20 protein-coding genes are annotated in these 23,556 nt (G+C 54.6%); 11 read left to right on the plus strand and 9 right to left on the minus strand.

Annotated features, from left to right (window positions below):
* The first annotated feature begins 1 nt into the window (after nt 1).
* Both SMB34_RS06210 and SMB34_RS06215 read left to right on the plus strand, forming a co-directional pair.
* On the plus strand, nt 2-1,708 hold the full coding sequence (locus tag SMB34_RS06210) for a sensor domain-containing diguanylate cyclase (RefSeq protein ID WP_240478760.1): 1,707 nt from the start codon (nt 2-4) through the stop codon (nt 1,706-1,708).
* Nucleotides 1,705-3,075, plus strand: a complete 1,371-nt coding sequence (locus SMB34_RS06215) for a DUF2336 domain-containing protein (protein ID WP_037988518.1) — start codon at nt 1,705-1,707, stop codon at nt 3,073-3,075. Before SMB34_RS06210 ends, SMB34_RS06215 begins: the two co-directional genes overlap by 4 nt.
* 38 nt (nt 3,076-3,113) lie before the next feature.
* Here the strand turns inward: SMB34_RS06215 and SMB34_RS06220 are convergent, their stop codons facing one another.
* Together SMB34_RS06220 and SMB34_RS06225 are read right to left on the minus strand one after the other, a co-directional pair.
* Nucleotides 3,114-3,596, minus strand: a complete 483-nt coding sequence (locus SMB34_RS06220) for a GNAT family N-acetyltransferase (RefSeq protein WP_240478761.1) — start codon at nt 3,594-3,596, stop codon at nt 3,114-3,116.
* Between the two features lie 45 nt (nt 3,597-3,641).
* On the minus strand, nt 3,642-3,926 hold the full coding sequence (locus tag SMB34_RS06225) for a sulfurtransferase TusA family protein (protein ID WP_083379468.1): 285 nt from the start codon (nt 3,924-3,926) through the stop codon (nt 3,642-3,644).
* A gap of 88 nt (nt 3,927-4,014) precedes the next feature.
* Here SMB34_RS06225 and SMB34_RS06230 point away from each other — a divergent pair, with 88 nt between their 5' ends.
* The 3 genes from SMB34_RS06230 (at nt 4,015) to SMB34_RS06240 (ending at nt 6,444) form a co-directional block, all read left to right on the plus strand.
* A complete protein-coding gene (locus tag SMB34_RS06230; protein WP_007089996.1) occupies nt 4,015-4,938 on the plus strand; it encodes a sulfite exporter TauE/SafE family protein in 924 nt (307 codons plus the stop codon).
* Entirely contained in the window at nt 4,938-5,696 is a 759-nt protein-coding gene (locus tag SMB34_RS06235; RefSeq protein ID WP_037988521.1) for a TIGR02186 family protein, read from the plus strand. Before SMB34_RS06230 ends, SMB34_RS06235 begins: the two co-directional genes overlap by 1 nt.
* Before the next feature lie 241 nt (nt 5,697-5,937).
* Nucleotides 5,938-6,444, plus strand: coding sequence for a universal stress protein (locus SMB34_RS06240; protein WP_037988523.1), 507 nt, complete (start codon nt 5,938-5,940; stop codon nt 6,442-6,444).
* Between the two features lie 55 nt (nt 6,445-6,499).
* Here SMB34_RS06240 and SMB34_RS06245 read toward each other — a convergent pair whose 3' ends face one another.
* Together SMB34_RS06245 and SMB34_RS06250 are read right to left on the minus strand one after the other, a co-directional pair.
* Nucleotides 6,500-8,911 carry a tetratricopeptide repeat protein gene (locus SMB34_RS06245; protein WP_037988525.1) on the minus strand — a complete coding sequence of 804 codons (2,412 nt, stop codon included), beginning with the start codon at nt 8,909-8,911 and terminating at the stop codon, nt 6,500-6,502.
* A 187-nt stretch (nt 8,912-9,098) separates the two neighbouring features.
* Nucleotides 9,099-10,181, minus strand: a complete 1,083-nt coding sequence (locus SMB34_RS06250) for a saccharopine dehydrogenase family protein (protein ID WP_037988559.1) — start codon at nt 10,179-10,181, stop codon at nt 9,099-9,101.
* A gap of 177 nt (nt 10,182-10,358) precedes the next feature.
* On the opposite strand from SMB34_RS06250, the gene SMB34_RS06255 reads away from it, so the two are divergent.
* From SMB34_RS06255 to SMB34_RS06265, 3 genes are all read left to right on the plus strand, one after another.
* The gene (locus SMB34_RS06255) at nt 10,359-10,796 is read left to right on the plus strand and encodes an Lrp/AsnC family transcriptional regulator (RefSeq protein WP_037988527.1); all 438 of its coding nucleotides are present in this window, start codon (nt 10,359-10,361) and stop codon (nt 10,794-10,796) included.
* A 45-nt stretch (nt 10,797-10,841) separates the two neighbouring features.
* The gene (locus SMB34_RS06260) at nt 10,842-12,686 is read left to right on the plus strand and encodes an adenylate/guanylate cyclase domain-containing protein (protein WP_037988528.1); all 1,845 of its coding nucleotides are present in this window, start codon (nt 10,842-10,844) and stop codon (nt 12,684-12,686) included.
* Nucleotides 12,687-12,840: 154 nt separating this feature from the next.
* Nucleotides 12,841-14,622 (plus strand): adenylate/guanylate cyclase domain-containing protein, encoded by a 1,782-nt coding sequence (locus SMB34_RS06265; RefSeq protein ID WP_167332740.1) that lies wholly within the window; start codon nt 12,841-12,843, stop codon nt 14,620-14,622.
* A gap of 92 nt (nt 14,623-14,714) precedes the next feature.
* Here the strand turns inward: SMB34_RS06265 and ykgO are convergent, their stop codons facing one another.
* Together ykgO and SMB34_RS06275 are read right to left on the minus strand one after the other, a co-directional pair.
* Entirely contained in the window at nt 14,715-14,840 is a 126-nt protein-coding gene (gene ykgO, locus SMB34_RS06270) for a type B 50S ribosomal protein L36 (protein ID WP_007090004.1), read from the minus strand.
* Nucleotides 14,841-14,990: 150 nt separating this feature from the next.
* Nucleotides 14,991-16,037, minus strand: coding sequence for a methyltransferase domain-containing protein (locus SMB34_RS06275; RefSeq protein WP_037988530.1), 1,047 nt, complete (start codon nt 16,035-16,037; stop codon nt 14,991-14,993).
* Between the two features lie 187 nt (nt 16,038-16,224).
* On the opposite strand from SMB34_RS06275, the gene SMB34_RS06280 reads away from it, so the two are divergent.
* Nucleotides 16,225-17,595: a DnaJ domain-containing protein gene (locus SMB34_RS06280; protein ID WP_007090006.1), complete on the plus strand. Its 1,371-nt coding sequence runs from the start codon at nt 16,225-16,227 to the stop codon at nt 17,593-17,595.
* Between the two features lie 56 nt (nt 17,596-17,651).
* Here the strand turns inward: SMB34_RS06280 and SMB34_RS06285 are convergent, their stop codons facing one another.
* The 3 genes from SMB34_RS06285 to SMB34_RS06295 form a co-directional block, all read right to left on the minus strand.
* The gene (locus tag SMB34_RS06285) at nt 17,652-19,112 is read right to left on the minus strand and encodes an aminoacyl-histidine dipeptidase (protein ID WP_037988532.1); all 1,461 of its coding nucleotides are present in this window, start codon (nt 19,110-19,112) and stop codon (nt 17,652-17,654) included.
* A 133-nt stretch (nt 19,113-19,245) separates the two neighbouring features.
* The gene (locus SMB34_RS06290) at nt 19,246-19,755 is read right to left on the minus strand and encodes a GNAT family N-acetyltransferase (protein WP_037988534.1); all 510 of its coding nucleotides are present in this window, start codon (nt 19,753-19,755) and stop codon (nt 19,246-19,248) included.
* A 47-nt stretch (nt 19,756-19,802) separates the two neighbouring features.
* Nucleotides 19,803-21,437 carry a sensor domain-containing diguanylate cyclase gene (locus SMB34_RS06295; protein ID WP_037988536.1) on the minus strand — a complete coding sequence of 545 codons (1,635 nt, stop codon included), beginning with the start codon at nt 21,435-21,437 and terminating at the stop codon, nt 19,803-19,805.
* Nucleotides 21,438-21,745: 308 nt separating this feature from the next.
* Here SMB34_RS06295 and SMB34_RS06300 point away from each other — a divergent pair, with 308 nt between their 5' ends.
* Nucleotides 21,746-22,378: an NUDIX domain-containing protein gene (locus tag SMB34_RS06300; RefSeq protein ID WP_037988537.1), complete on the plus strand. Its 633-nt coding sequence runs from the start codon at nt 21,746-21,748 to the stop codon at nt 22,376-22,378.
* Between the two features lie 130 nt (nt 22,379-22,508).
* Nucleotides 22,509-23,507: a cysteine synthase A gene (locus SMB34_RS06305; RefSeq protein WP_037988538.1), complete on the plus strand. Its 999-nt coding sequence runs from the start codon at nt 22,509-22,511 to the stop codon at nt 23,505-23,507.
* The last annotated feature ends 49 nt before the right edge of the window (nt 23,508-23,556 follow it).

Genomic DNA, 23,556 nt, shown 5'->3' on the forward strand with positions numbered 1-23,556 from the left:
AATGTCTGACCATACCGATGTGACGTCCGAACAGGTTTTCATCCTTGATCCACAAACCATGGCCGATGCAGAGGCCCCCGTTCTGGTCATGGACAAGAACGGAACGCCCCTGTTTGCCAACAAAAATGCTCGAAGCTTTGCCGAAGGTATTCGTGACGGCCTATTCCCCGAAATCAACAAACTGGTCTTGCGCGCAATCACAACACCCGGCGGGGTTTTAGAACTGCTGACTTTCGAAGTTCAAGAGGGCACAGCAACGCTTGAACTGACGGCCCTGCCAATGACGGATGACCGTGTTCTGCTGCTGCCACGTGATGTCAGTATGGATCGTAACCTGCGCGAGGCCTTGATTGATTCGCGCCAGCGTTACCGTGACATTGTCGAAGTATCCTCTGCCTTCGCATGGGAAACCGACGATACCGGCAAATTCATTTTCGTCTCGCCGCGCGGCGCACTTGGCTACAAGGCCGAACAGCTTGTCGGACGGTCACCTCTTGATTTCCTTCTTGATACCGCCGATCAGGACAGCGAAATCGTATTTCGCAGCCAAAAGGCCGTTCGGGATGTGCCGATCTGGCTTAAACGGGCCAATGGTAATGCCGCCTGTCTGGCCGTTTCCTCGACCCCGGTTTACACGCGTGATGGCCGTTGGACCGGCACGCGCGGGCTTGCCCATGACATTACCGAACAGCGCCGCCGAGAAAGCGAAGTCGCCACCGCGCGAAACCGTGACCGGCTGATGACCTATATCGTGCGGACCATGCGCGATGAAATCGATCCGACCCTTGTCCTGAAAGGGGCGGCCGATGCCAGCGCGCGCGCGCTGGCCTGTGCGGGATGCGCGATTTTTCGCCGCAACGAAGACACCAACGAGATCGAAATGGTCGCGTGTCACGGCCCCGAAGACATTGACCCGATTGCCAATCAGGCCTTGAAACAGCTTGACGAAAACGAAGACGTTTTCGAAGCAGAAATCGAAAACTATCGCGTTCTTGCTCATCACTCCCACTATCATCAGCGGGTGAATGGTGCAGTGATATTTATCTTCAATGCCGATCACCCCGTCCCGAATGAAGGCGAACGCGCCATCATGTCCGAGGTTTCCGATCAGATCGGCATTGCAATCGAACAGGCCGCACAGCATGACCGGATCGTCACCCTGTCGCGGACCGATGGTCTGACCGGGCTATTGAACCGGCGTGCCTTTTTCGACGAACTCGGTCGTCGCCATGCCCGACTGCTGCATGACAACATGCCCGCGGCACTGATGTATGTTGATATGGATAATTTCAAGCTGGTCAACGATGTGCACGGGCATCAGACCGGCGACGAGGCCATTCTGGCACTAACCCGTATTCTTCTGGACAACACCCGCCCGGTTGACTTGGTCGCGCGTCTTGGCGGCGATGAATTTGTCGTCTGGCTGGATGGGGCCGATATGGAAACCGCGGCGAAGCGCGCACGCATCCTTCTGGAAAAAAGCGCAGCCTTATCGTCGTTTTCCGGTGCCAAAGATCGCCCGCTTGGTATTTCGGTCGGTATTGCGGTACGCGATGCCGCATCCAAAGAACCGCTTGAACAACTTGTGCTTCGCGCCGATCAGACCATGTATCAGGTGAAAAAACACGGCAAAGGCAGTTTCGGTATTGCCGCCCCTCCCGGATCGGATGAACCGGCAAAAATAGAAAACCAGGAGACACCCCTATGAAGGGCTTTTTGCAGAGGGTCTTCACCAAACGTCGGGAAACCCCGATCACGTATGATGAAGCCAAGGATATGGCAGCCAGCCCGGATGCAAATGTGCGCGGGGTACTGGCCCAGCGTCACGATACCAAACCCGAAATCCTGTACTATCTTGCAAGTGATGCGGATTCCCAGGTGCGGCGTCATATTGCAGCAAACCAGGCAACCCCGGTACAAGCCGACGTCCTGCTGACCGACGACAAGGATGACAGCGTTCGTGGCAGTCTGGCCGAAAAGATTGCCAATCTGTCAGCCGGACTGACACCCAACGAGTCGGACAAGCTGCGCCGCATGACCTACGAGGCGCTGGACAAGCTTGCCCGTGATCAGGCCGTCCATGTCCGTCAGGTGATTTCCGAAACGCTCAAGGATATCGCCAACGCGCCGCAGCCGATCATTCAGCAATTAGCACGCGATACAGAAAGTGTCGTGTGCGGGCCAGTCCTGCAATATTCGCCGGTTCTGACCGAAACGGACCTGCTTGAAATCATCGAAGGCAGCACCGGGCGCGGATCGCTAAGCTTTATTTCGCGCAGACGCAATGTCGGCGAAAAACTGGCTGATGCGATTGCGGCAAGTAGCGATAAGGACGCGATTTCGCACCTTCTGGGCAATAAATCGGCGCAAATCCGCGAAGAGACGCTTGATCAGCTGATTGATCGTGCCCCGGATTATCCCGAATGGCACAAGCCATTGGTTGAACGCCCGCAACTGCCACCAACAGCGGCCGGGAAACTGGCGCGATTTGTGGCCGAAAGCCTCATCAGCGTGCTTGAACGTCGTAAAGACCTGAAAAAGGAACAGCTGGAAGCCGTGCGTGAAGTGGTCAATCGCCGCATTTCGTCAGGCGAATTTGACAAACGCGACGAAGTCCCGGTTGAAACCCGCAAGGCCAAGCAAAAAGAGGCCGAAAAGAAAGTCGCCGCCAAGGCAGACGGTAAAGACGGCGCAGCAGGCGAAGAGGAAGAAGAATCCTCCTACGAAAAGGCCTTGTCCCTGCATAGCAAAGGCAAACTCACCGATAAGGAAGTTGCCAAGGCATTGGCCGCCAATGATGTCAAACTGGCACGTGCCGCCTTGGCCGTACTTGCCGGAATTCCGCCAGAAGCGGTAAGCAAGGTCCTGAATACCCATTCGGCCAAGGGGGTTGTGTCGTTGGCATGGAAGGCCGGCCTTTCGGCCGAACTGGCCGTTAAAATTCAGGTCAAACTCGGTCATGTTCCGCCCGGTCAGACGCTTAATCCCCGTGGCGAGGCATATCCCTTGAGCGAAGAAGACATGAAGTGGCAGCTTGAATTCTTTACCGGTATGGCAACGGTCGGCCTACGCTAAACCGTACCGGCCGTATCAGCCATACCCGCCGCCCGCGATCAGGAAGCACGCAGCATTGATATGTGGGCGATGCCATCTTCATAGAACGCCTCACCGAACTGGATGAAGCCAAGCCCCTCGTAGAAGTTTTTAAGATACAGTTGGGCATTCAGAAAAATGCCCTTACCCGCAAAGCTGTCTTCGCAGGATGCAATGGCCTGCAACATCAGTTTACGGCCGATCCCCTGCCCGCGCAAATCCGGGCTGGCAACGACACGCCCGATTGCAGGATGTTGCCCCTGTGCGGAATGATCGGGGTCAATACCCGGTGCCACAATGCGCGCGGCTGCCACCACCCTGCCATCAAGCAATCCCAGAACATGCTGACAAATCGGGTCCAATCCATCGATATCAGGAAAAAGACATTCCTGTTCGATGATGAAAATCTGTTGCCGTAATTGAAAAAGGTCATGGACCAGACGCGGCGTCATATCGTCAAAGGCACAATGAACCCATTGCAGGGGTGATGATGAGACGGACATGGCGGCAACTTTCATTTCCGGACGTGGCGGGCGCGGTTCTTGTGGTTATTTCGCGGCCAGATTCTCGATATGATAGATAAACACATCATCCTCTTGTGTCGATGACAACAGGCGGTTTCCTGTCATATCGCAAAAGGATTTCATATCTGCAACCGATCCCGGATCAGTCGCCAAAACCTTTAGAACGCCGCCTACCGGCACATCGCGCAACGCCTTCTTTGCCTTCAGTACTGGCATCGGACAAATCAGTCCACGGGCATCAAGAACAAGGTCGAAAGGGTCTTCTGGAGTAAACGACATGAAAAACCTTATAAAAATCGGGATAATCATCGCCAATCCGTGAATTGGCGATTGTTGCATTTGCACAATATGTTAGACTGATTTTCCAGAATCAATCAAACGCTGATGCCCGCCCGCAATGCAAATCTATCTGCCTATTGCCGAGATGTCGGTAAACATTTTTCTGATATTGGGGCTTGGCGGCGGCGTCGGATTTTTGTCCGGATTGTTCGGCGTTGGCGGCGGATTTCTGATCACGCCGCTTTTGATTTTTTACGGAATCCCCCCCGCAGTATCGGTTGCCACCGCGGCAAACCAGATCGTAGCATCCTCTGTTTCCGGGGTTTTTGCCCATTGGCGACGCGGCAATGTCGATCTTAAAATGGGCCTCGTGCTGCTTGCGGGTGGTATTGCCGGATCGACCGCCGGGGTTTGGGTCTTTGCATGGTTGCGTTCCCTGGGCCAGATCGATCTGGTCATTTCGCTTTGCTATGTGATCTTTTTGGGGATCATTGGCGGTATGATGCTGATCGAAGCATCGCGCGCCATTTTCCGTACCCGACGCCGCGGCGGGCAGCTCCGCCGCACCAAAAAGCACCAGCACAGCTTCGTGCATGGTCTTCCATTTAAAATGCGGTTTTATCGCTCGGGCCTTTATATCAGCGCATTACTGCCGCTTCTTGTCGGGCTCTTTGTCGGATTGTTGACGGCTCTGATGGGGGTTGGTGGCGGGTTTGTCATGGTTCCGGCCATGATCTATATCCTCGGCATGCCGACCAGTGTCGTTATCGGGACGTCGCTGTTCCAGATCATTTTCGTGACGGCAAACGTCACCTTCCTGCAATCAATCCAGACACAGACCGTCGATGTCGCCCTTGCCATCCTTCTTTTGATTGGCGGGGTCATCGGGGCGCAATTTGGCGCGCAATTCGGATCGCGGCTTAAGGCAGAGCATTTGCGCGCAATGCTGGGGCTTCTGGTACTTTCGGTTTGCCTGAAACTTCTGTTCGATCTGGTGATCACGCCGACCGAACTGTATTCCGTCGCGCCGGAGAATTTGTAATGCACAAATCGGGCGCGATCATCCACACACTGCTTGCCGTTGCTGCGGTGCTGGCCGTGGCCCTGCCTGAACGCGCGCGCGCCGAAGCACTGGTAGTCGATCTTTCCAACCACCTGGTCGCCATTACCACCGGCTTTACCGGCACCAATGTTCTGTTGTTTGGTGCCGTGCAAAGCGAAGGCGATGTGATCGTGACGGTCAAGGGTCCTGATCAGGATATGGTCGTGCGGCGCAAGGAACGGAAAGTCGGCATCTGGGTCAACAGCGAAAGCGCCACATTCCGCAATGTGCCCGCCTATTATGCCAGCGCGTCGAACCGGCCGATGGAAATCATCGCCAATTCCCAGCTTTACAACGATTACCGTATCGGGCTTGAACATCAACGCTTTGTCACTGAAATAGACGACAAGGATCGCAACAGCAGCGATTATCGAGATGCCCTGCTGCGCAACATGCGCGCGGCCGGCCTTTTCAACCAGCGCCCGGCCAAAATCAGCTTCCTGTCCAATCAGCTTTTCCGGACCGATATCCATTTTCCGGCCAATACCCCGACCGGCACCTACACCATAAATGTCTATCTGATCCGTGACGGACGCATTGCCAGCGTTAAAACAACGCCGCTGGTCGTATCAAAAACCGGTGTAAGCGCAGAAGTTTATGACTTCGCACATCGTTATTCGGCACTTTATGGCATCATCGCTGTCATCATTGCGATCGGTGCCGGCTGGATCGCAAGCGTCGCCTTCCGGAAACGCTGATTCGGGCCCCAATCTCCAATTGAACGATTGCACACCTTACATCTTCCTTTGATGATTTTCGCACATGCACCATCGCGTTTTGCAGTTGCGTAAAGATATTTTCTTTGTCGGAATGCTTGAAAAATAGCTTGGAAACCGGCCTTGAATTACGGCAAACTTTGTCTGTCCGGTATGGTTGCGCCCCGCCCCGCACGTTGGCGACCATTCACTCCGGAACCCATTTTATTCAGGACAGGACGACATGAATTCATTTGATGCCGACCGCGAACTGCGCGCTGCCACCACGGATCGCACGTTCCTTGTTGTGGTCGACGATAGTGACGAAATGACCAAAGCGCTTCGCTATGCCTGTCGCCGTGCACAGCATACCGGGGGGCGTGTCGCACTGCTAAGCGTCATTCAACCTGCTGAATTCCAGCACTGGATGGCTGTTGGCGATCTGATGCAGGAAGAAGCGCGCGAAAATGCAGAAACACGCGTCAACGAACTGGCCGCCTATGTCCATGAACAGACCGGCTCCATGCCACTTCTGTTCATTCGCGAAGGACGCCTGAAAGACGAACTTCTGAATTTGCTCGACGAAGAAGAACAGATTTCCATTCTGGTTCTGGCCGCTGGCACCAACAGTGATGGCCCCGGCCCACTGATCACCGCATTGACCAACCGGGATGTGGTCGGTCAATTACGCCTGCCATTGACCATTGTGCCCGCAGCCCTGTCAGAAGCCGATATCGACGCGCTTAGCTGATCGCACGCCAGACAACGCAATAGCCCGGCTTTTTGCGTATTGATCAACAGGCTTATCAAACGGCGCGATCTTCAAGGAAGTTCATATAGGTTTCAAACGATGACCGTTGCCCAAACAGGACATGGGCACGATTGCGAATGGCCTGTGAAACCACCGAACGTCGCCTTTTATCTGTTGCCAGTGTCAGGGCGGTTTCAACGTAATCCGCCGAATGATAGGCAACGCAATCAAAAACCGAAATCTGGCGATAGCAGGTATGGCTACGCCGTGAGCGTGCGCCCTTGCCCGGCAAGGTCACCAGCGGCACACCAAGACCAAGGCAGTCAAACGCCAGCATCGCATCGTTCCATGCCGGACTTTCAAGAACCACATCCACCGCACACAGCAGGGAATGAAGATCTGCACGACTATGCACCGAAACAAACCGCATGCGTCCGGCGACATCGGCATAGTTAAGAGCAAACCGCCGCCCCCATGCCGCGTCCCAGCTATCGCGTTCCGGTGCGATCAGCAAAAGTTCGGCGGTTTCATCAAGACGAAGGATTTCGGCAATCAGCGGATCAAAATCAGCCGTCAGAACATCAAGCGGCTGCGGGCAAAGATAGGTATTCCGATCCTGATCAATCCGCCAGCGGCGCTGCAAATCGCCCGGCGACAAGGTGATCTCATCAGGCCGTGTTGCATTGACAAACAATCCGGGCAGACGGATCAATTCCTCGCTAAAGCGGGTTTCACCGCCCGCGGTTTCCCAATCCTCGGCAATCAGGTGGCAGTCAATATTTGCAAGCCCGGTCGTCGCGGCAATCCCGCCACCGGCAATTTGCAACGGTGCCAGACGCCAGCTTGCCAGCAACATCGTATAAGCATCGGCCTGTGGATCGGCATAATGCAAAACATCAAGGTCAAGGCCCGCAATCACGCGCGCCGAATGCAACGGATCAAGCGGCAATGGCACCACCAGATCGGCCTCGGCGTCGATGCGGGCGGTAATGTCATCCTCGCCCAGTGGCGGGCGGATAACCGTAATATCAAAACGGTCCCGGTCAATCGCCCGGACCAGCCCCGCAATCCATCGGCCGATACCATTATCGCGCATATTGGCCGATACAACGCCAAGCCGGACCTTGCCACCCTTTGGCCGGGTTCGCGCCGCAACATGAGGCACGTCATAACCTGAAACCAGCCGTTCCCAATAATGACCAACTGCACGCAATTGTGCATCGCCTTCGGGACGAAGGGCCGCACGCCACACTGGCGGGAACCGTGTCAGGGTAATCGGATCGATCAGGTCACTTTGGCCAAGATCAAGGTCAAGATCATCGTCATCAAGCGTATCGTCGAGAAGATCACGAACAACTTCGTCATTCTGTGCCGCCAGATCGGCCGGGACCGGCGCAAACAGCAATCGGCGGGCCGTTCGGAACAACGCCGTATTTTCCCCAATCGCAATCTTGCGATCAATGGCGTTCTGCAAAACCGATTGGGCCGATGCCGCGTCGCCTTCTTCCGCCAGTTCGACCGCAAGACGGAACACGGCGTCATCGCCACCACCCGCACCAATCGACGCCCCAAATCGCTCGACGGCTTCGCTGTGACGTCCGGCAAGGCTTAATGCCTCGCCCATCATCAAAAGAAGTTCGGGATCGTTGGGATTTGCATGCAAAAGTGCTTCAAGCGCACCAACCGCCTCGGTCCCCTGCCCGGTTCGCAAATACAACAGTGCAAGCGTCCGCCGCGCCCCGGCATCCTGCGGATCAAGTGCCAGAACCTGACGCAGGCAATGCAGCGCCCCGGCAAACTGTCCCAGTCGGAAAAGCGCATCGCCATAAGCCGTCAGGGCGCGCTGATGTCCCGGTTGCAATTCAAGGGCACGCAAAAGGGGTTCGGATGCCGAAACCGTTCGCCCCTGATCAAGCCGGATCTGCCCCATAAGCACAAGTGCATTGACGATATCATCACGCAGCCTGAGCGCGGTTGTGCAGGATGCCTCTGCCCCGGTGATATCCCCCATGGCATACTGGCATGCCCCAAGATTGGCATGAATTTCGGCAACATCGGGTGCCAGTCGAAGGGCCAGCATGTAGTTTTCATGCGCCAGTTCAAGTTCATCAAGCTGGCGATAGGTATTGGCGATATTGCAATAAAGTGCGGGGGAATCGGGGCATAGGCGAATCGCGCGCTTGAACGCACCAACGGCTTCGCGCAATTTTCCGACTGCCTTTAACGCCTGCGCATGGTCGTGCTGGATTTCGGCGTTATTGGCATCCGCGATTGCAGCCCGGCCCATGCGTTCGGCAGCAATATCACCATTGCCCTGTTTCATCGCCACCAGGCCGGCCAGATGCATGGCTTCTGCCGCCTGCGGATAGGCAAGCGTCATCTTGCGGCAGGCGCTTTCTGCCTCCGCCAGTTGACCCGTTTCAAACAGGTCGATTGCAAACCGGAACATCTCGCCAAGATCAGACAAGGATCGTATCGCCACCCGAGAGTTTGTTTAATCCGCCACCATAGGCGCCAAGCGTTAACAAACCACGTCTTTGCCACAAAATATGGGCTCTGACTATGGCAAGCACACACAAAAAACCACCCGGCCTGACAAGACCGGATGGCAAAGTTTGTCATCATGCCAAAAAGCATGATGCGGGGGTTATTCATCAGTCCTCGAGGCTGAAGTAGCGACCGAAACGGTTGGCAAGGAAATCATCAAGCGAAACCTGTTCCTGCCGGATATATCCCTTGCCCGCCAGTTTGCCGGTCAGGACCATATCCATCACCGCACAAAGCCCGGCCGACGTCGTGATCTGGATCGCCGACCAGTTCTTGCCACCGATTGCCGTGCCATGAACCTTGCGGATAAAGTTTTCCTCGCAAAGCTCGCCATCGCGGGTACCAATTGCATCGGCAAAAATCACGATCACGTCCTGACTTGTGATCGGCAGCGACTTTTCAAAGATCTCCTTCATCAGATCGGGGCGCTTGCCAAGCCCAAGGTCTTCGATCAGGATTTTCAGGATTTCCTGATGCCCGGGGTAACGCACGGTCTTGTAGTCAAGGTTTTCGACCTTGCCTTCCAGCATGTCACAAAGCGCACCGACCCCGCCCGATGTATTGAATGCCTCGTATTCGGTGCCATCGATGGTGAAACGCTCATATCCTTCAAGCGGCAGAACCTCGATCCGCTTGCCCTTGTGGATGGCTTCGCACGGGTTCAGATATTCGTTGATCAGACCATCCGTCGACCATGTCAGGTTGTATTTCAACCGGTTGGTCGGGTTTTGCGGCAGGGCACCGACGCGCAGGCGCAGGTTCTGAACGCTATCAAACCGCTTGAACAGATCATGTGCCGCAATCGAAATAAAGCCCGGTGCCAAACCACATTGCGGCACAAACGCCCCATCGGCATCCTTGGCAATATTACGAATGGCACGGGTGGTTTCAACATCTTCGGTGACATCAAAATAAGATGCCCCAACACTGCGCGCCACACGCGCAATCGCGACATTAAGGTAAAACGGACAGGTTGACAGGATTGCATCATGGCCTTTGGCCACTTCCGTCAATGCCGCCTCGTCGGTGACATCAACCTTGACCAGCGTTGCCGCATCATCCTTGGCACAAATTTCAAGCATATGCCCGTTGGAATCCGCCAGCGTCACCGCATATTCGCCACTTTCACGCAGCATGACAGCAGCAATACGACCGATTTTACCTGCCCCAAGGATCAGAACTTTTTTCATTTCAGCAAACTCCCATTTTGACGCCTTTGACCGCATATGATGCGTGGCCCCGCCTGATTACGGCCCTGATAACGTTATTGTTATGCTGTCTTGATGGTCTTCCGCTGGACTGCCGGTTACAACCCGGCGATACTGTCATTTCTCATGATTTAACCGTTAAAATCACGGGCTACACCGATGAAACGTAACATTGATGACATTGATCGCCGCCTGATCGCCCGGCTGCAACAAAATGCCCGCACCCCGATTGCGGCCCTTGCGCGTGATGTCGATCTGTCACGAAGTGCTGTTCAGGAACGCCTTGAACGCCTTGAAAAGGCAAAGGTCATAACCGGATACACAATACAGCTTGGCGAACAAGCACGGGCGCTTTTGCTTGCCGAAGTCATGATACAGGTCGAACAGAAACAGTCTGCCGGGGTGGTCGGCGCGCTTCAGAAAATAACCCACTGCATTCGGTGCCTTGCGATTTCCGGTGAATATGACCTGATCGCCGAAATTGCCGCCGACACATCCGAAGAACTTGATACCGTTCTTGATCAAATCGGGGCCTTGCCCGGAATTAAACGCACGGCAAGCTCAATCATCCTTTCCACGAAATTTGATAGACGATAAACTGGCCCCGGGTTGGGGAGCCTCTGTTCGGGAATTTTCAAAAAATTGGCTGAAAAACGCAGATATTCCGTCCTGACTGTTCTGCTTGCCGGGTTTTCTGTCACCAGCATTCTTGGTGTCGGTATTGCCCTTTATGTCGGACTTGGGGCCGCCTATCAAAACACCCGCAACCTTTGGGTCATGCTTAGCGATCTGGACCTGACATCGGTCCAGCGAACCATGCATGAACGGATGGACAATGTGGGTAAACGTGCGGTCTGGGTCGCCGATCAGGTGGCAAGTGGCGCTCTGGATCCAAGCTTTCAGTATGGCTGGAACAATGCGATGCGCGCACTTTCGGCGTCGCAAATCGATGTGATGGCCTATGGTCTGATTACCGGCGACCGCCAGTTTATCGGCTATAATCCCGAAAATATGAGCGAAATCCGCCGTACATTGCCCAGCGATGATGTTATTTTTTCAGAACTGGCGCATTTGCGCGGACCAACGGTTAATCACACCGGTTTTCCACGATGGGACCCCTATTTCAAGCAGACAGTGATTGCTGATTGGATTCCATTGTTTGCGGACGGCCGCTACGTCGGAACATTCATCCAGTATCTGTCACTGTCAAACCTGTCCAACAGCCTTATCCGTGGGCGCGAGGACTTGCCTGGTGTTCCGTTTATCCTGATCGCCGGAAACCGTGTCATGGCCCATCCCCGTCTTCGTGAATGGGGCGATAGTGCTGCATCTGCACTGGTAAATGGCGCGGATATCGCACGCAGCCCTATTCCCCTTCCGACGATCAATGATATCGGTGATCCGGTTCTGGCCAATATCGGCAAGTCCGAGTCCATTGATATTGGCGATGAAAGCAAAAAACGCCCCGAAGCCAAAAACCTTCGCCTGTCCGGCCTTGATCTTGATGGCCGCTATTCGATGATCGTCACCAAACAGATGATGAATACCCCCTTCTCGCCGATCATCATCGGGATCCATTTCGAAGAAGAACTGTTTGATGACGAATGGAACAGGCTGGTTCTGGCATCGGTGATGGGTGGGACTGTTTTGCTGCTATCGATCATCGTTGCCGTGATCATTGCCCGTCACTTTACCAAACCGATACGCCGTTTTGCCGCTGCCGCCCGGGCATTTGAGGAAGATGGCATCGAAAACCACGATTTCCCCGACCTTAAAGGCAGCCGTATTCGCGAATATGATGATGCCGCACGATCATTCAATCACATGATCAAGGCCGTCCATGACCGCGAACGGATCAGCAGCCTGTTTGGTAAATTCCTGCCGGCCTCCATTGCCCGCAAACTTCTGGCATCGGGAACCGATTCCGGGGTTCTTCCGCCGCAGCAGTGCGAGGCAACTGTCCTGTTTGTCGATATCGAAGGCTTCACGACATTATGTGAAGAACTTGAACCGCAACAGATCATCTCGATGCTCAATGCCTATTTTGATTGCGCGACCGGCATTATCGAAGAACATGGTGGCATCATTACCCAGTTCCAGGGTGACGCAATTCTTGCGGTATTTAACGCCTTTGATGAATTGCATGACCATGCCGATGCGGCCCTTGATTCGGCCATCGCCATTCAGCATGCCGTCGAAACCCGCCAGTTTGACGGACTTTCCATTCATTGCCGCTGCGGGGTGAATACCGGGCGCATGATCGCCGGGAATGTCGGTGCAAGTGCCCGCCTGTCCTTTACCGTGCACGGCGATGCCGTTAACACCGCATCGCGGCTTGAACGGGAAAACAAGGAACTGGGAACCCGCATCCTTCTATCAGACAGCACCCGCGATCTCCTTTCCGATCCCGAGCGGGTGGTAAAAGCCGGACAAATCCAGTTGCGTGGCCGTCATACCGAAACCCTAATCTATACCTGCCGGAATTGACCCACGCGATATTCTTTTCATTGCGTTCAATCATCAGTAAGCTTTGCCGATAACCCGGAAAGACAAACCGGGCCATTGGGGGCATACGGGGAATATGATGACCAAACGCAGGGGGCGTTTTTCGATACTTGGCGTATTGCTGGGCGCGTTTTTTATGACCAGCGTACTCGGTGTGGGGCTTGCACTTCGCCTTGGCCTTGATACGGCTTATGACAACACCCGCAATCTATGGATTGCGATGACCCATGCCGACCTGAAAGACGCGCAAAATGCCATGCGCAACCGGATCGAACGGATGCAACGCCGCAATATCTGGGTCGCCCGCGAAGTGGCAAATGGCGATCTTTCACCCGATGACACTGCCATCTGGGACAATACCCTGGCGGCTCTTGTGACCAATGAACGCGATGTGACCGCCATCGGGCTTCTGATGCCCGATGGTCGTTTCCGGTGGTACGACCCAAAGACGGACAAGACTGTCTCGCGCCAGGCCGATCCCCAGGAAGACATCATCGCCCGATCCCTGATCGCCTTTGGCCCGGGCCAAAGCATCACACAGTTTCCACGCTGGAACAGCCTGGTCAATCAGGTCGTGATCACCGAAATGATCCCGCTGTTTCAAAGGGGGGAATATATCGGATCGCTTGTGCAGCTTGTATCACTTGGCGATTTTTCACGCGATCTGAAAACGGATCCGACAGAGGCCGGACGCACGCCATTTGTCATCGTCAATGATCATGTCATTGCCCATCCCGCCTTGCCCGACTGGCACCAGTTGCACCCGCCCGCAAATATTGGAACCGATGATGTTCTTGGCGTCCTGCCCCGTATCGACGACCTTGCCGATCCGGTTCTTGCACAGATGGACCAGTGGCAGACATTTGATTTCAACGACGGCCGAACACCTGATGGAACCAATGGTTCGACGGCCTCTGCACTCGAAACCGCGGGCGGATACCACGTTATCATCACCCGGAAATTTGAAGAATCGGCAGGTCTTCCAATTGTAATGGGCATGCATTTTGATCCGACCGTTTTTATCCGCGAATGGGAACGCCTGAAGCTCGCGACACTGATCGGAACGGCAATCATGGTTCTTGCGATCATACTGGCCGTCATGATCGCACATTATTTCACGCGCCCGCTGAAACGGTTCTCAGCCGCAACAAGGCAACTTGAAACCGGCATGCTTGACGATCTGCCGATCCTGCCCGGCAGCCATATCATCGAATTTAACGATGCATCACGATCATTCAACAATATGGCCATCACCCTGCGTGACCGCGAACGCATCGGACGGCTGTTTGGCAAATTCCTGCCAACGGCCATCGCCCAGCAATTGCTGGCCTCTGACGATGACACCGGCAATATCCAATCCCGCCAGTGCGAGGCATCCATCCTGTTTGTCGATCTGGTCGGCTTTACGACCCTAAGCGAAAAGATTGCCCCGCAGCGGATCGTCACCATTCTGAATGCCTATTTTGCCAAGGCAACGGCAATCATCGAACAAAATGGTGGCATCATTACCCAGTTTCAGGGCGATGCCATCCTTGCCGTGTTCAATGCCTTTGACGAAGTGCCCGGTCACGCCGATGCGGCAGTCAGCGTGGCTGTCGCCCTGCAAAAGCTGGTTCACAATGATCTGTTTGACGGCGAAGAACTGCGCTGTCGTTGCGGGATCAATACCGGCCTGCTGGTCGCGGGAAATGTCGGGGCGCCGGACCGTCTGACATTCACCGTACACGGCGATGCGGTCAACAGTGCAGCCAGACTGGAAGCCAAGAACAAGGAACTCGGCACGCGCATCCTGATCGCAAGCACCACATTCGATCAGCTTTCAGACCCGTCACAGGCCCGTCTTGCCGATGAAATTCTGCTGCGCGGACGCAGCGAAACAACCGCTGTCTATACCATTCCGATAGATGGCATTGATTAAGAAAAGGGTTGGCAAGCCGCAAAACACAAAACGCCGCATTGGATAAACCGATGCGGCGTTTTGTAAAACCTGAGAGAACAAGGTACCGGGAATTAACCCTGGCGCGCCTTGAAACGCGGGTTCTTTTTATTGATCACGTATACGCGGCCACGGCGGCGCACGATACGGCAGCCTTTTTCCCGCAGCTTCGCGGATTTCAATGAGTTCCGGATCTTCATAATAGTAAACCTTAGAAACTTGGCCCCTTCGAGGAAGCCGGAAAATAGAAGTACACCCAGCCCCTGTCAACACCTAAAACAGGTTGCAGCGACAGAATTCCGGACAAAGTCCATTCCTTCGTCGCCCGCCGTAGACATGAAACAGGGCAATCACCTGATCGTTGCGTAGAACCGATAAAAGGCTAGCGTTCCGTTTTCAAGCATTTTTACGCGATTCATCCACATTTCCATCTCTGGCACCAGATATGTCAGCACATCCGGGTCCAAACCGCTGTTCTGGATATCTGCCAGCATCGCCATCCAGGCTGCTTTGATATGACTGACATGCACATCCGTCTCGTCCTTGGCGATACGGATATCGAATTTCAGCTTGCCCAACACCTTTTTGTATTGGTCAGCCGTCCATGGAAACGGTTTGAAGTCTTCGTACTTTGCCCAATTGGCCACCTCATCTTCGTGGCCCTCGGACGTCAGGACATAGTCGGTCAACAATATCTGGCCGTGATCACGCAGCGTTTCCGCCACCGAGACCAGCAAGACATCCTTTTTTTCGATGTGGAAAAGATCGCCAAACGAATAAACCACGTTGAAATAGGCTTTGCGCAAATCGGGGTTGGCCGGATCAAAGACCTGCACCGGGACTTTTTTCTGAACTCCGGCCTGCACGGACCGCTCCATCCCCAGCAACGCCAGTTCGCCATCCCGCTCGTAGGCAGTTACCCAGACACCAAGCTTATCGGCAAGCAAACGCGCAACCCCGCCAAGCTTCGCCCCGATTTCAAGGCAGCTCAGCGTCTCGTCAAGTGCAAGCGGCTTTGCCAGTTCCAACGCATAATCATGACCACCCGGGATCATGATGCCACGATCAAACAGCTTGGCATAAAGCTTGATTCGTTCCGGTGGCCAGCGACCGATTTCATCATCAAGGTCAAGCTCGCCCAGTTCCGGCTCAATCGGCCGGGCAAGAAACAGGCGCATTTTATGAAGCCACGCCCGGTAATCATCGATTTCTTTTTGCAGAAGATAATATTCGACCGGGTTGTCATACCCCTGCCAACGCGCACGAAGCTTTGTTGCAAGGCTCAGACTGTGACCTTCGGGCATCACGAATTCCGCCATATCACCACCATGACCACCATTGTGATCAAGGACATCGCCGTCATGGTCGGCATTGCGTTGCCAGAATTTAAGTTTCAAGGCGGATACTCGCTAAGCGGTTCGCAGATAAGCGGATCAATTCTTGCAAAATATGGCAAATACGCAAAAGTGACAACGTGTTAAGATTTCAATCATATGATCCCAGCATCGATACGAATATAAAGTGAATGTGATTTAACCTGCCCGGCTTCGGGACAATGTTTATGTGCGGGATGCCTTTTCACGAATGAGCCAGGATCACCTCGGGATCTATTATCGCCTGCTGAAAATTGCGCCGGGCGCCAGCGCAAAGGAAATCAAGCTTGCCTACCGCAAGCTTGCCTTTGAATTTCATCCCGATCGCAATACAGATATCGATGCCGAGGAAAAATTCAAGGACATCACCGAAGCCTATGAAATCCTGACCGGTGCGCGCAAGGCACCGCCAAACCCATCACGTAACGGTAAAAACGGTACCGGCACAAATGATGGCACAGCCGGCAAACAGCAAAACGGCCCCTATGGCCCACAGGCCGCCGGTGCCCAAAACGCCAATTCGCAACAACGCACCCGTCAGGGTTTTGCCGGTACAGGGCGCAAGGCCGAAACCAACCGCGAAAGCGAAGAGGAACGCTTTGCCCGCGCCAACGAAGCATATCGCCAGCAGCAGGAACGCAACGCGGCACGCAAATCAAACATCCATCCAGGCGCCAAGCGCCACGCAAAAGCACGCGCCAAGCCCGATCAGGCCGGTTTTGTCCGCTGTGCCGTGACAGAAGTCGTATCCGCCCAACCCCGCATGGTTGAATTCACCATTGTGCGCGGTTTTCTCAATTCCCTGAAAATCGAAAAAATCACCGCCAACCTTGCTCCCAAAGGGGCAAAACGCATGGCGCTTAAGGCCAGTTTCAAAACATGGTTGCGCGGTTTCTGGGGCTGGCGCAGCTTCATCCCGGCATGGCGCGCGATCATCGGTAATATGCGCGGCGGCACCCTGCCCGCAGAGGGCAATGCAAAACTTCTGTTCACGCAGGCCACCGCGTTCGAACGCAGCGGAAATAAACCCCTTGCCCGGGCCGTGTTGTTACAAGCCAGTGATTTCATCGGCACCAACCGGTCGGTACTGGCCGAACAGATCCGCGCCAATCTGCGGCGTCTGGATGACGGAAAACCCCTTCGCCGGGTCCGTAGCGAATGGAAACAGGCCGGGATGCTCGATGCCCTTTTGCATCTAAGCCCCCTATTTGTTGCCATTTTCTGTTTGCTGGTGGCGTTTGGACCGGGGCAAGGCTTTGTCAGTCACGACATCCCGCAACTTGTTGCCGACAAGACCAGCGAACTGACGCGATCCGTCGAAAAGCTGATCGGCGAAGATCGCGATCCCTATTATATCGACCGTGATCTTCTGAACATGCGCGAAGGCCCCGGCATCGAATATCCGGTCATGCGGCGTCTGGCACGCTTCGAAACTGTCTATGTCGACGGACCAAGCGAGGATTTCTGGATTGAAATTGAAACAGCCCTTGGCGAAACAGGGTTCGTCAATCTGGATGCGCTGGTTCCCGGAAGCGGTGCCAAGGCCCGCGATGAATGGTGCGCTACAAACAGTTGCGACTGACCGCGGATACGATCAGTCGCAAAAGAAACTCATTTGATATGGCCTGATGGAACCGGTCAGTTCTTGACCGGAACCGCCTTCAGTGCAGCCAGAAGATAATCCCAGAAACGCAGGACACTTGGCACATGGACGCATTCGTCCGGGCTATGTGCGCGTTTGATGGTCGGGCCAAATGAAACCATATCCCAATGCGGATATTTAGAGCCCAATACACCACATTCAAGCCCGGCATGAATGACCCGGATTTCAGGGTCTTTGCCAAACATGTCGCGATGAACCGCTTTCATCATATTGACGACTTCGCTATCCGCGTTCGGTTTCCAACCGGGATAGGCATCGCCCCACTTCACCGTCGCACCGATATTTTCAAACACCGATGTCGCAACCTCGCGCAGGGCATCCCGCGCCGAATTGATCGAACTGCGTGCCGAAAGGGTCACATCCGCCTTCCCATCGGCCAGTTTGACAATCGCCAGATTGATCGACGTTTCAACCACACCTTCAACACTGGTGCTCATGGCGTGAACACCGTTCGGTGCCCCGACAACCGCGTTATTGAAACGTTTGGAATCCGCTGCACTCATCGCTTTTGCTGGCAATGCGACATCTTTGGCTGCGATGGCAAAATTCGGCTCAATCGCGCCGATCTCGTCTTTGACCTCGGCGGCAAAGGCGCTCAGCGCGCCATCAAAGGCCGATGCCTTGTCGGACGGCAAAACAACCGTTGCAAAGGATTCCCGCGGGATCGCATTGCGCGCCGTACCGGCATTGATGGTCACAATCCGCGCACCAAGATCACGAATGGCGGTGCGCAGGAAACGCGCCATCAGCTTGTTGGCATTGCCAAGGCCCAGAATGATATCAATGCCCGAATGGCCGCCCTTAAGCCCGGTCAGGGCAATTTCACGCGCGACCTGCCCGCCTTCAACCGCTTCGGGGGTATAGGCAAAACTCGCGACCAGATCACCACCGCCGGCACACCCCACACAAAGCTCGTACTCGTCTTCGGTATCAAGGTTCAGAAGGATTTCGCCCTTAAGCCGCCCCGGCTCAAGGTTCATCGCACCCGTCAGGCCGCGTTCCTCATCAACCGTGAACAACAGTTCCAGCGGACCATGTTCCAGATTATCTTCGGTCATGAACCCCATCATGGCCGCCGCCCCGATGCCATTATCCGCACCAAGAGTGGTATTGTCGGCCGTGATCCATTCACCATCCATGATCATACGGATCGGGTCGGTGTCGAAATTGTGGGTCGATCCGCTATTGGCCTGGGTCACCATATCGACATGGGCCTGAAGGATGACCATCTTGCGATTCTCGAACCCCGGTTTGGCCGGAATGGAAATGACAAGGTTGCTGCCGCTGTCGCGGAAATGGGCGAAACCCTTGGCATCGGCCATCTTTTCCAGAAGCTGCAAAACGGCTTCTTCCTTGGTCGACGGGCGTGGGGTATCGCAAAGCTTCTGGAAGTTTTCCCAGATTGCGACCGGGGCAATTTTGCTGATCTCATTCACGGTGGCGCTCTCCTGTATCGTTTATTCGCGGCATTTATCGCGGGTGCCCCTGCTGCTTAGCGCATCGACACCGCAATTTCCAGATCGTCTACGGGTTTTTACGCAACCCAGTGACAAATGATTGGATTGATATCTAGTCGATCCCGACAACATTGCTGCGCCGTTCAAGCAGCAGCACATCGCGCCACTGCCCCTGCATCGGGCCATATCCCATCCGGCCAAATCCGCTACGCTGGCAAAGAATCTCGAACCCGTGTTTTCGATGAAGGGCAACACTACCAGTATTTTCCGGGAATATTCCGGCCTCAAGCGACCAGAAACCGTTCTGTTCCGAACCGCGGATCAATGCGTTCATCAACGCACTTCCGATGCCCCGCCCTTGGCATTGCGGATCGACATAAACCGATACCTCCGCAACACCGGCAAAGGCACAGCGCCCCGAAACAGCAGACAATCCCGCCCAGCCCGTCACCTGACCGGCCTCATCGACGGCAACATACCGGCATTTCGTCAAATGCCCGTGATCCCAGTCGTCCCAGCTTCCGCCGTTTTGTTGAAAGGATGCATGGCCGGATTTCAGTGCCCGGTCATAGATATCGACAACAGCATCACCGTCCGAAGACAGCATTTCACGAATTGTCATCTTTCGCCTGTCCGATTGCGCAAAGCGCGAAGATAATTCACGGAAATTCAGTTGTCGATATCATCATCGAAGGTCAGGAACCTGATCGTGTCGCGACCGGCTTCCTTGGCGTCATACATCGCGCGGTCCGCCACCAGTAACGCCTGCTCCAGTTCCACAAACTGCCCACGCAGTTCCCCGCCGACAGTTACACCGAAACTGGCCGTGATGGTCACCATCTCGTTGCCTGAAGCACCGACCGGGATTTCGATGGCACGGATCATATTGGCAAGCCGTTCCGCAATACGCTTCGTAACCGCCGTGGTTGCAGATGGCAGCAGGACAGCAAACTCCTCTCCGCCCAGACGCACGACAAGGTCATCATCACGAAGCGCCTGTCGCAAGGTGATGGCAATTTTCTCAAGAACCCTGTCACCAACGGAATGGCCATAGGTATCATTGACGTATTTGAAATAATCCAGATCCAGCACCACCAGCCCGAATTGCCAGACCTTGCCTTTAAGCAGGCGAATTTCGCGAAGACGGCTGACAGCGGATTCAAATCCGCGCCGGTTCAGTGCCCCGGTCAGCGGATCGGTCGAAGCAAGCGCGTCAAGATGCTGCTCCTTGCGCTTGTGGCTGGAAATATCCAATGCCGAGACCATTACCCTGCCATCTTCCATCAGGTTCATGCGAATATCAGCGTGAGAACCGGACGGGGTTTCAACACTATCGACATTGGCGTGCCCGTGGCCACCTTTGATCATTGATGCATACAAATTGCACAAAATCGAAATATCAAAGACCGGATCGTCATCTTTGTTTTGTTGTTCTTCGCCAAACAGGCGGGCAAATTCACGATTGAAGTTCGTAACATTCTGATAGACATCAAGCATGGCAACAGCCGATGGCACCATGCGGATGACCTCGGTCACGGCTTCTTCAAGCCCGGCCTTGGTTCGCATCAGGGCTTCGTTCATTTCGACTTCTTCGCGCACATCATGTGCCGTGGTCAGGATTGCCGGGCGTCCGTCGTGCCACAAAATCCGCTCGTCGGTCAGATCGCGCCAGACCGTGCTGCCATCATCAAGAATATCGCGCACACGATGACGCTCGCCTTCACGCGCGCCGTGTAAAATATCAGCGACATGTTTTATCGCCCGATCCCGATCCGCTTCGGGAATAAACCGCAAGATATCGGGTTTTTCCATGAAGGCACTGGCATTGTCCGCCCCCATCAGGCGGGCAAAGGCATCATTGACATAAAGTGCCGTCATGTCGCGATGGACCATCACGCCAATAAAGGACCGTCCCAGCATGTGATCGACCTGCATGGCCGTCGTGCCGTTATCAATCAGCTGTGCAGTGGTTAGAACCGCGTTGTCATCGCCCCATTCGACGGTTTCGTCGCTGATCTCCATCCAGACCGGGGTTCCATCGGTGCGGATGTTATAGACCTTTTTCCAACCGTGAAAACCGGTCGAATCCTGAAACTTCGCAACAAGCTTGCTGGCTTCGTAATGGAAACTGGGCGGGATATACTGGCGCAGATCGGGCTCCGCCATGAAATCCTTCACGTCTTTTCGGCCAAGCATTTTCGCATAGGCGTCATTGACATACACAGCGTTCAAATCCCTGTGCACGACAACTCCCACCCGCGACCGCCCGTAAAGACGCGCGATTTCAGTCGGTTCGAATCGCATCAAAGCCCCACCTTCCCCGCCAATGCGATCTAACGCGCTACCTGTCCGGTTTGGCAGCGTTCATTCCGCGCGCTAATTGATCAGATTTTACACTACATTAAAAATTATTAAAATACGGCACTTGGCCTCACACCCTTGCGAATAGTTGCATTGCAACCTGAACGGTTTCGGCTAATCACCCCCTCACGGGAGGCGCGCATCAACCGCAAAGTGGCTCTGCCCTCTTCTCTTCACAAATCTGATGTGAAACCATGAGATATATGTTGTCTCCAGAATGATAATTCCAGAACCACCACCGGACAGAATTTATGAAACACAACAATAATTACGAAATCATTCGCCGCACACGCGGTTGGGACGGCCATTTCAAACTTGATGTATATGAATTGCGCCATCACCTTTTTGACGGCGGTCAAAGTGCGGTTCTGCAGCGCGAGGTTCTTGAACGCGGCCATGCGGTTGCGGTCCTGCCCTATGACCCGGTGCGCGATGAAGTCGTTTTGATCGAACAATTCCGCCCCGGCGCCATTTCGGTGCATCAGCGTTTCCCTGAAATGCCGCTTTGGCTGACGGAAATTGTCGCTGGCATCGTCGAGGATGGCGAGGAAATGGAAGATGTGGCGCACCGCGAAACCATGGAAGAATCCGGTTGTTCGGTCATCGGCGACCTTGAACTGATTTCACGCTATTATGTCACCCCCGGCTGTTCGAGCGAGACGGTGACAATGTATTATGGCCGGGTTGATGCGTCCAAAGCGGGCGGCCTGCATGGCTTGGAAGAAGAAGGCGAAGACATCCGCGTTTATACGGTATCGTCCGAGGAATGCTTTGCCATGTTGCGTGACGGACAACTCTGCAATGCAACGGCGACGATTGCCGTTCAGTGGCTGATGCTCAATCGCGACCGTATTCGCAGGGAAGCCGGGGTTTCAGGCGTGTGAACCTGTTTGCCGGATGCGAGTTAATTAACACACAAATTTAGTGGTAATTTTTAATCAATCTTGACTTTTGTGTATAAAAGACCCAATCAACAGTTAACAAAACACATTCTAACCACGCTTGGAGTCTGTCATGGACATTCGCAATGGCACTATTGAAGCCATTGGCCGCACCCCGCTTGTGAAACTTAAAAAGGTTTCCGAGCTTACGGGCTGCACCATTCTGGGCAAGGCGGAATATGCCAATCCGGGCGGATCGGTCAAAGACCGCGCTGCCCTTGCCATCATTCGTGACGCGGAAAAACGCGGCCTTCTGAAGCCCGGCGGCGTGATTGTCGAAGGCACGGCTGGCAATACCGGCATTGGTCTTGCCGTGGTCGGCAACGCGCTTGGCTATCGCACCGTGATCGTCATCCCCGAAACGCAAAGCCAGGAAAAGAAAGACCTGCTGCGTTTGCTGGGGGCCGACCTTCGTGAAGTCCCCGCCGTCCCCTATCGCGATCAGAACAACTATGTTCACGTTTCGCGCCGTCTGGCCGAAGAACTGGCAAAGACCGAACCGAACGGTGCCATCTGGGCCAACCAGTTCGATAACGTCGCCAACCGTCAGGGCCATATCGACACCACCGGCCCCGAAATCTGGGAACAGACCGATGGCAAGATCGATGGTTTTATCTGTGCGGTCGGTACCGGCGGGACGCTTGCCGGTGTGTCGATGGCGCTAAAAGATCGCAACAAGGACATTCAGATCGGTCTTGCCGATCCGATGGGGGCTGCCCTTTACAGCCACTACAAGTTTGGCGAACTGAAATCCGAAGGAAGCTCGATCTCCGAAGGGATCGGTCAGGGCCGGATCACCGCCAACCTCGAAGGCATCGATATCGATCACCCGTTCCAGATTTCAGATGATGAAATGCTGCCGATTGTCTTTGATCTGCTCAAGGAAGAAGGGCTTTGCATGGGCGGCTCGACCGGGATCAACATCGCCGGTGCGGTACGTCTGGCCCGTGAACTCGGCCCGGGCAAAACCATCGTCACCATCCTGTGTGACCTTGGCACCCGCTATCAAAGCAAACTGTGGAACCCGGCCTTCCTCAAGGAAAAAGGTCTGCCAAGCCCCGATTGGCTCTAAGCCCGACTGCGACAACCAGCAAACAAAAACCCCCGCCTTCTGGCGGGGG

The organism is Thalassospira permensis NBRC 106175, assembly GCF_000714555.1.
Lineage (GTDB): Bacteria > Pseudomonadota > Alphaproteobacteria > Rhodospirillales > Thalassospiraceae > Thalassospira > Thalassospira xiamenensis.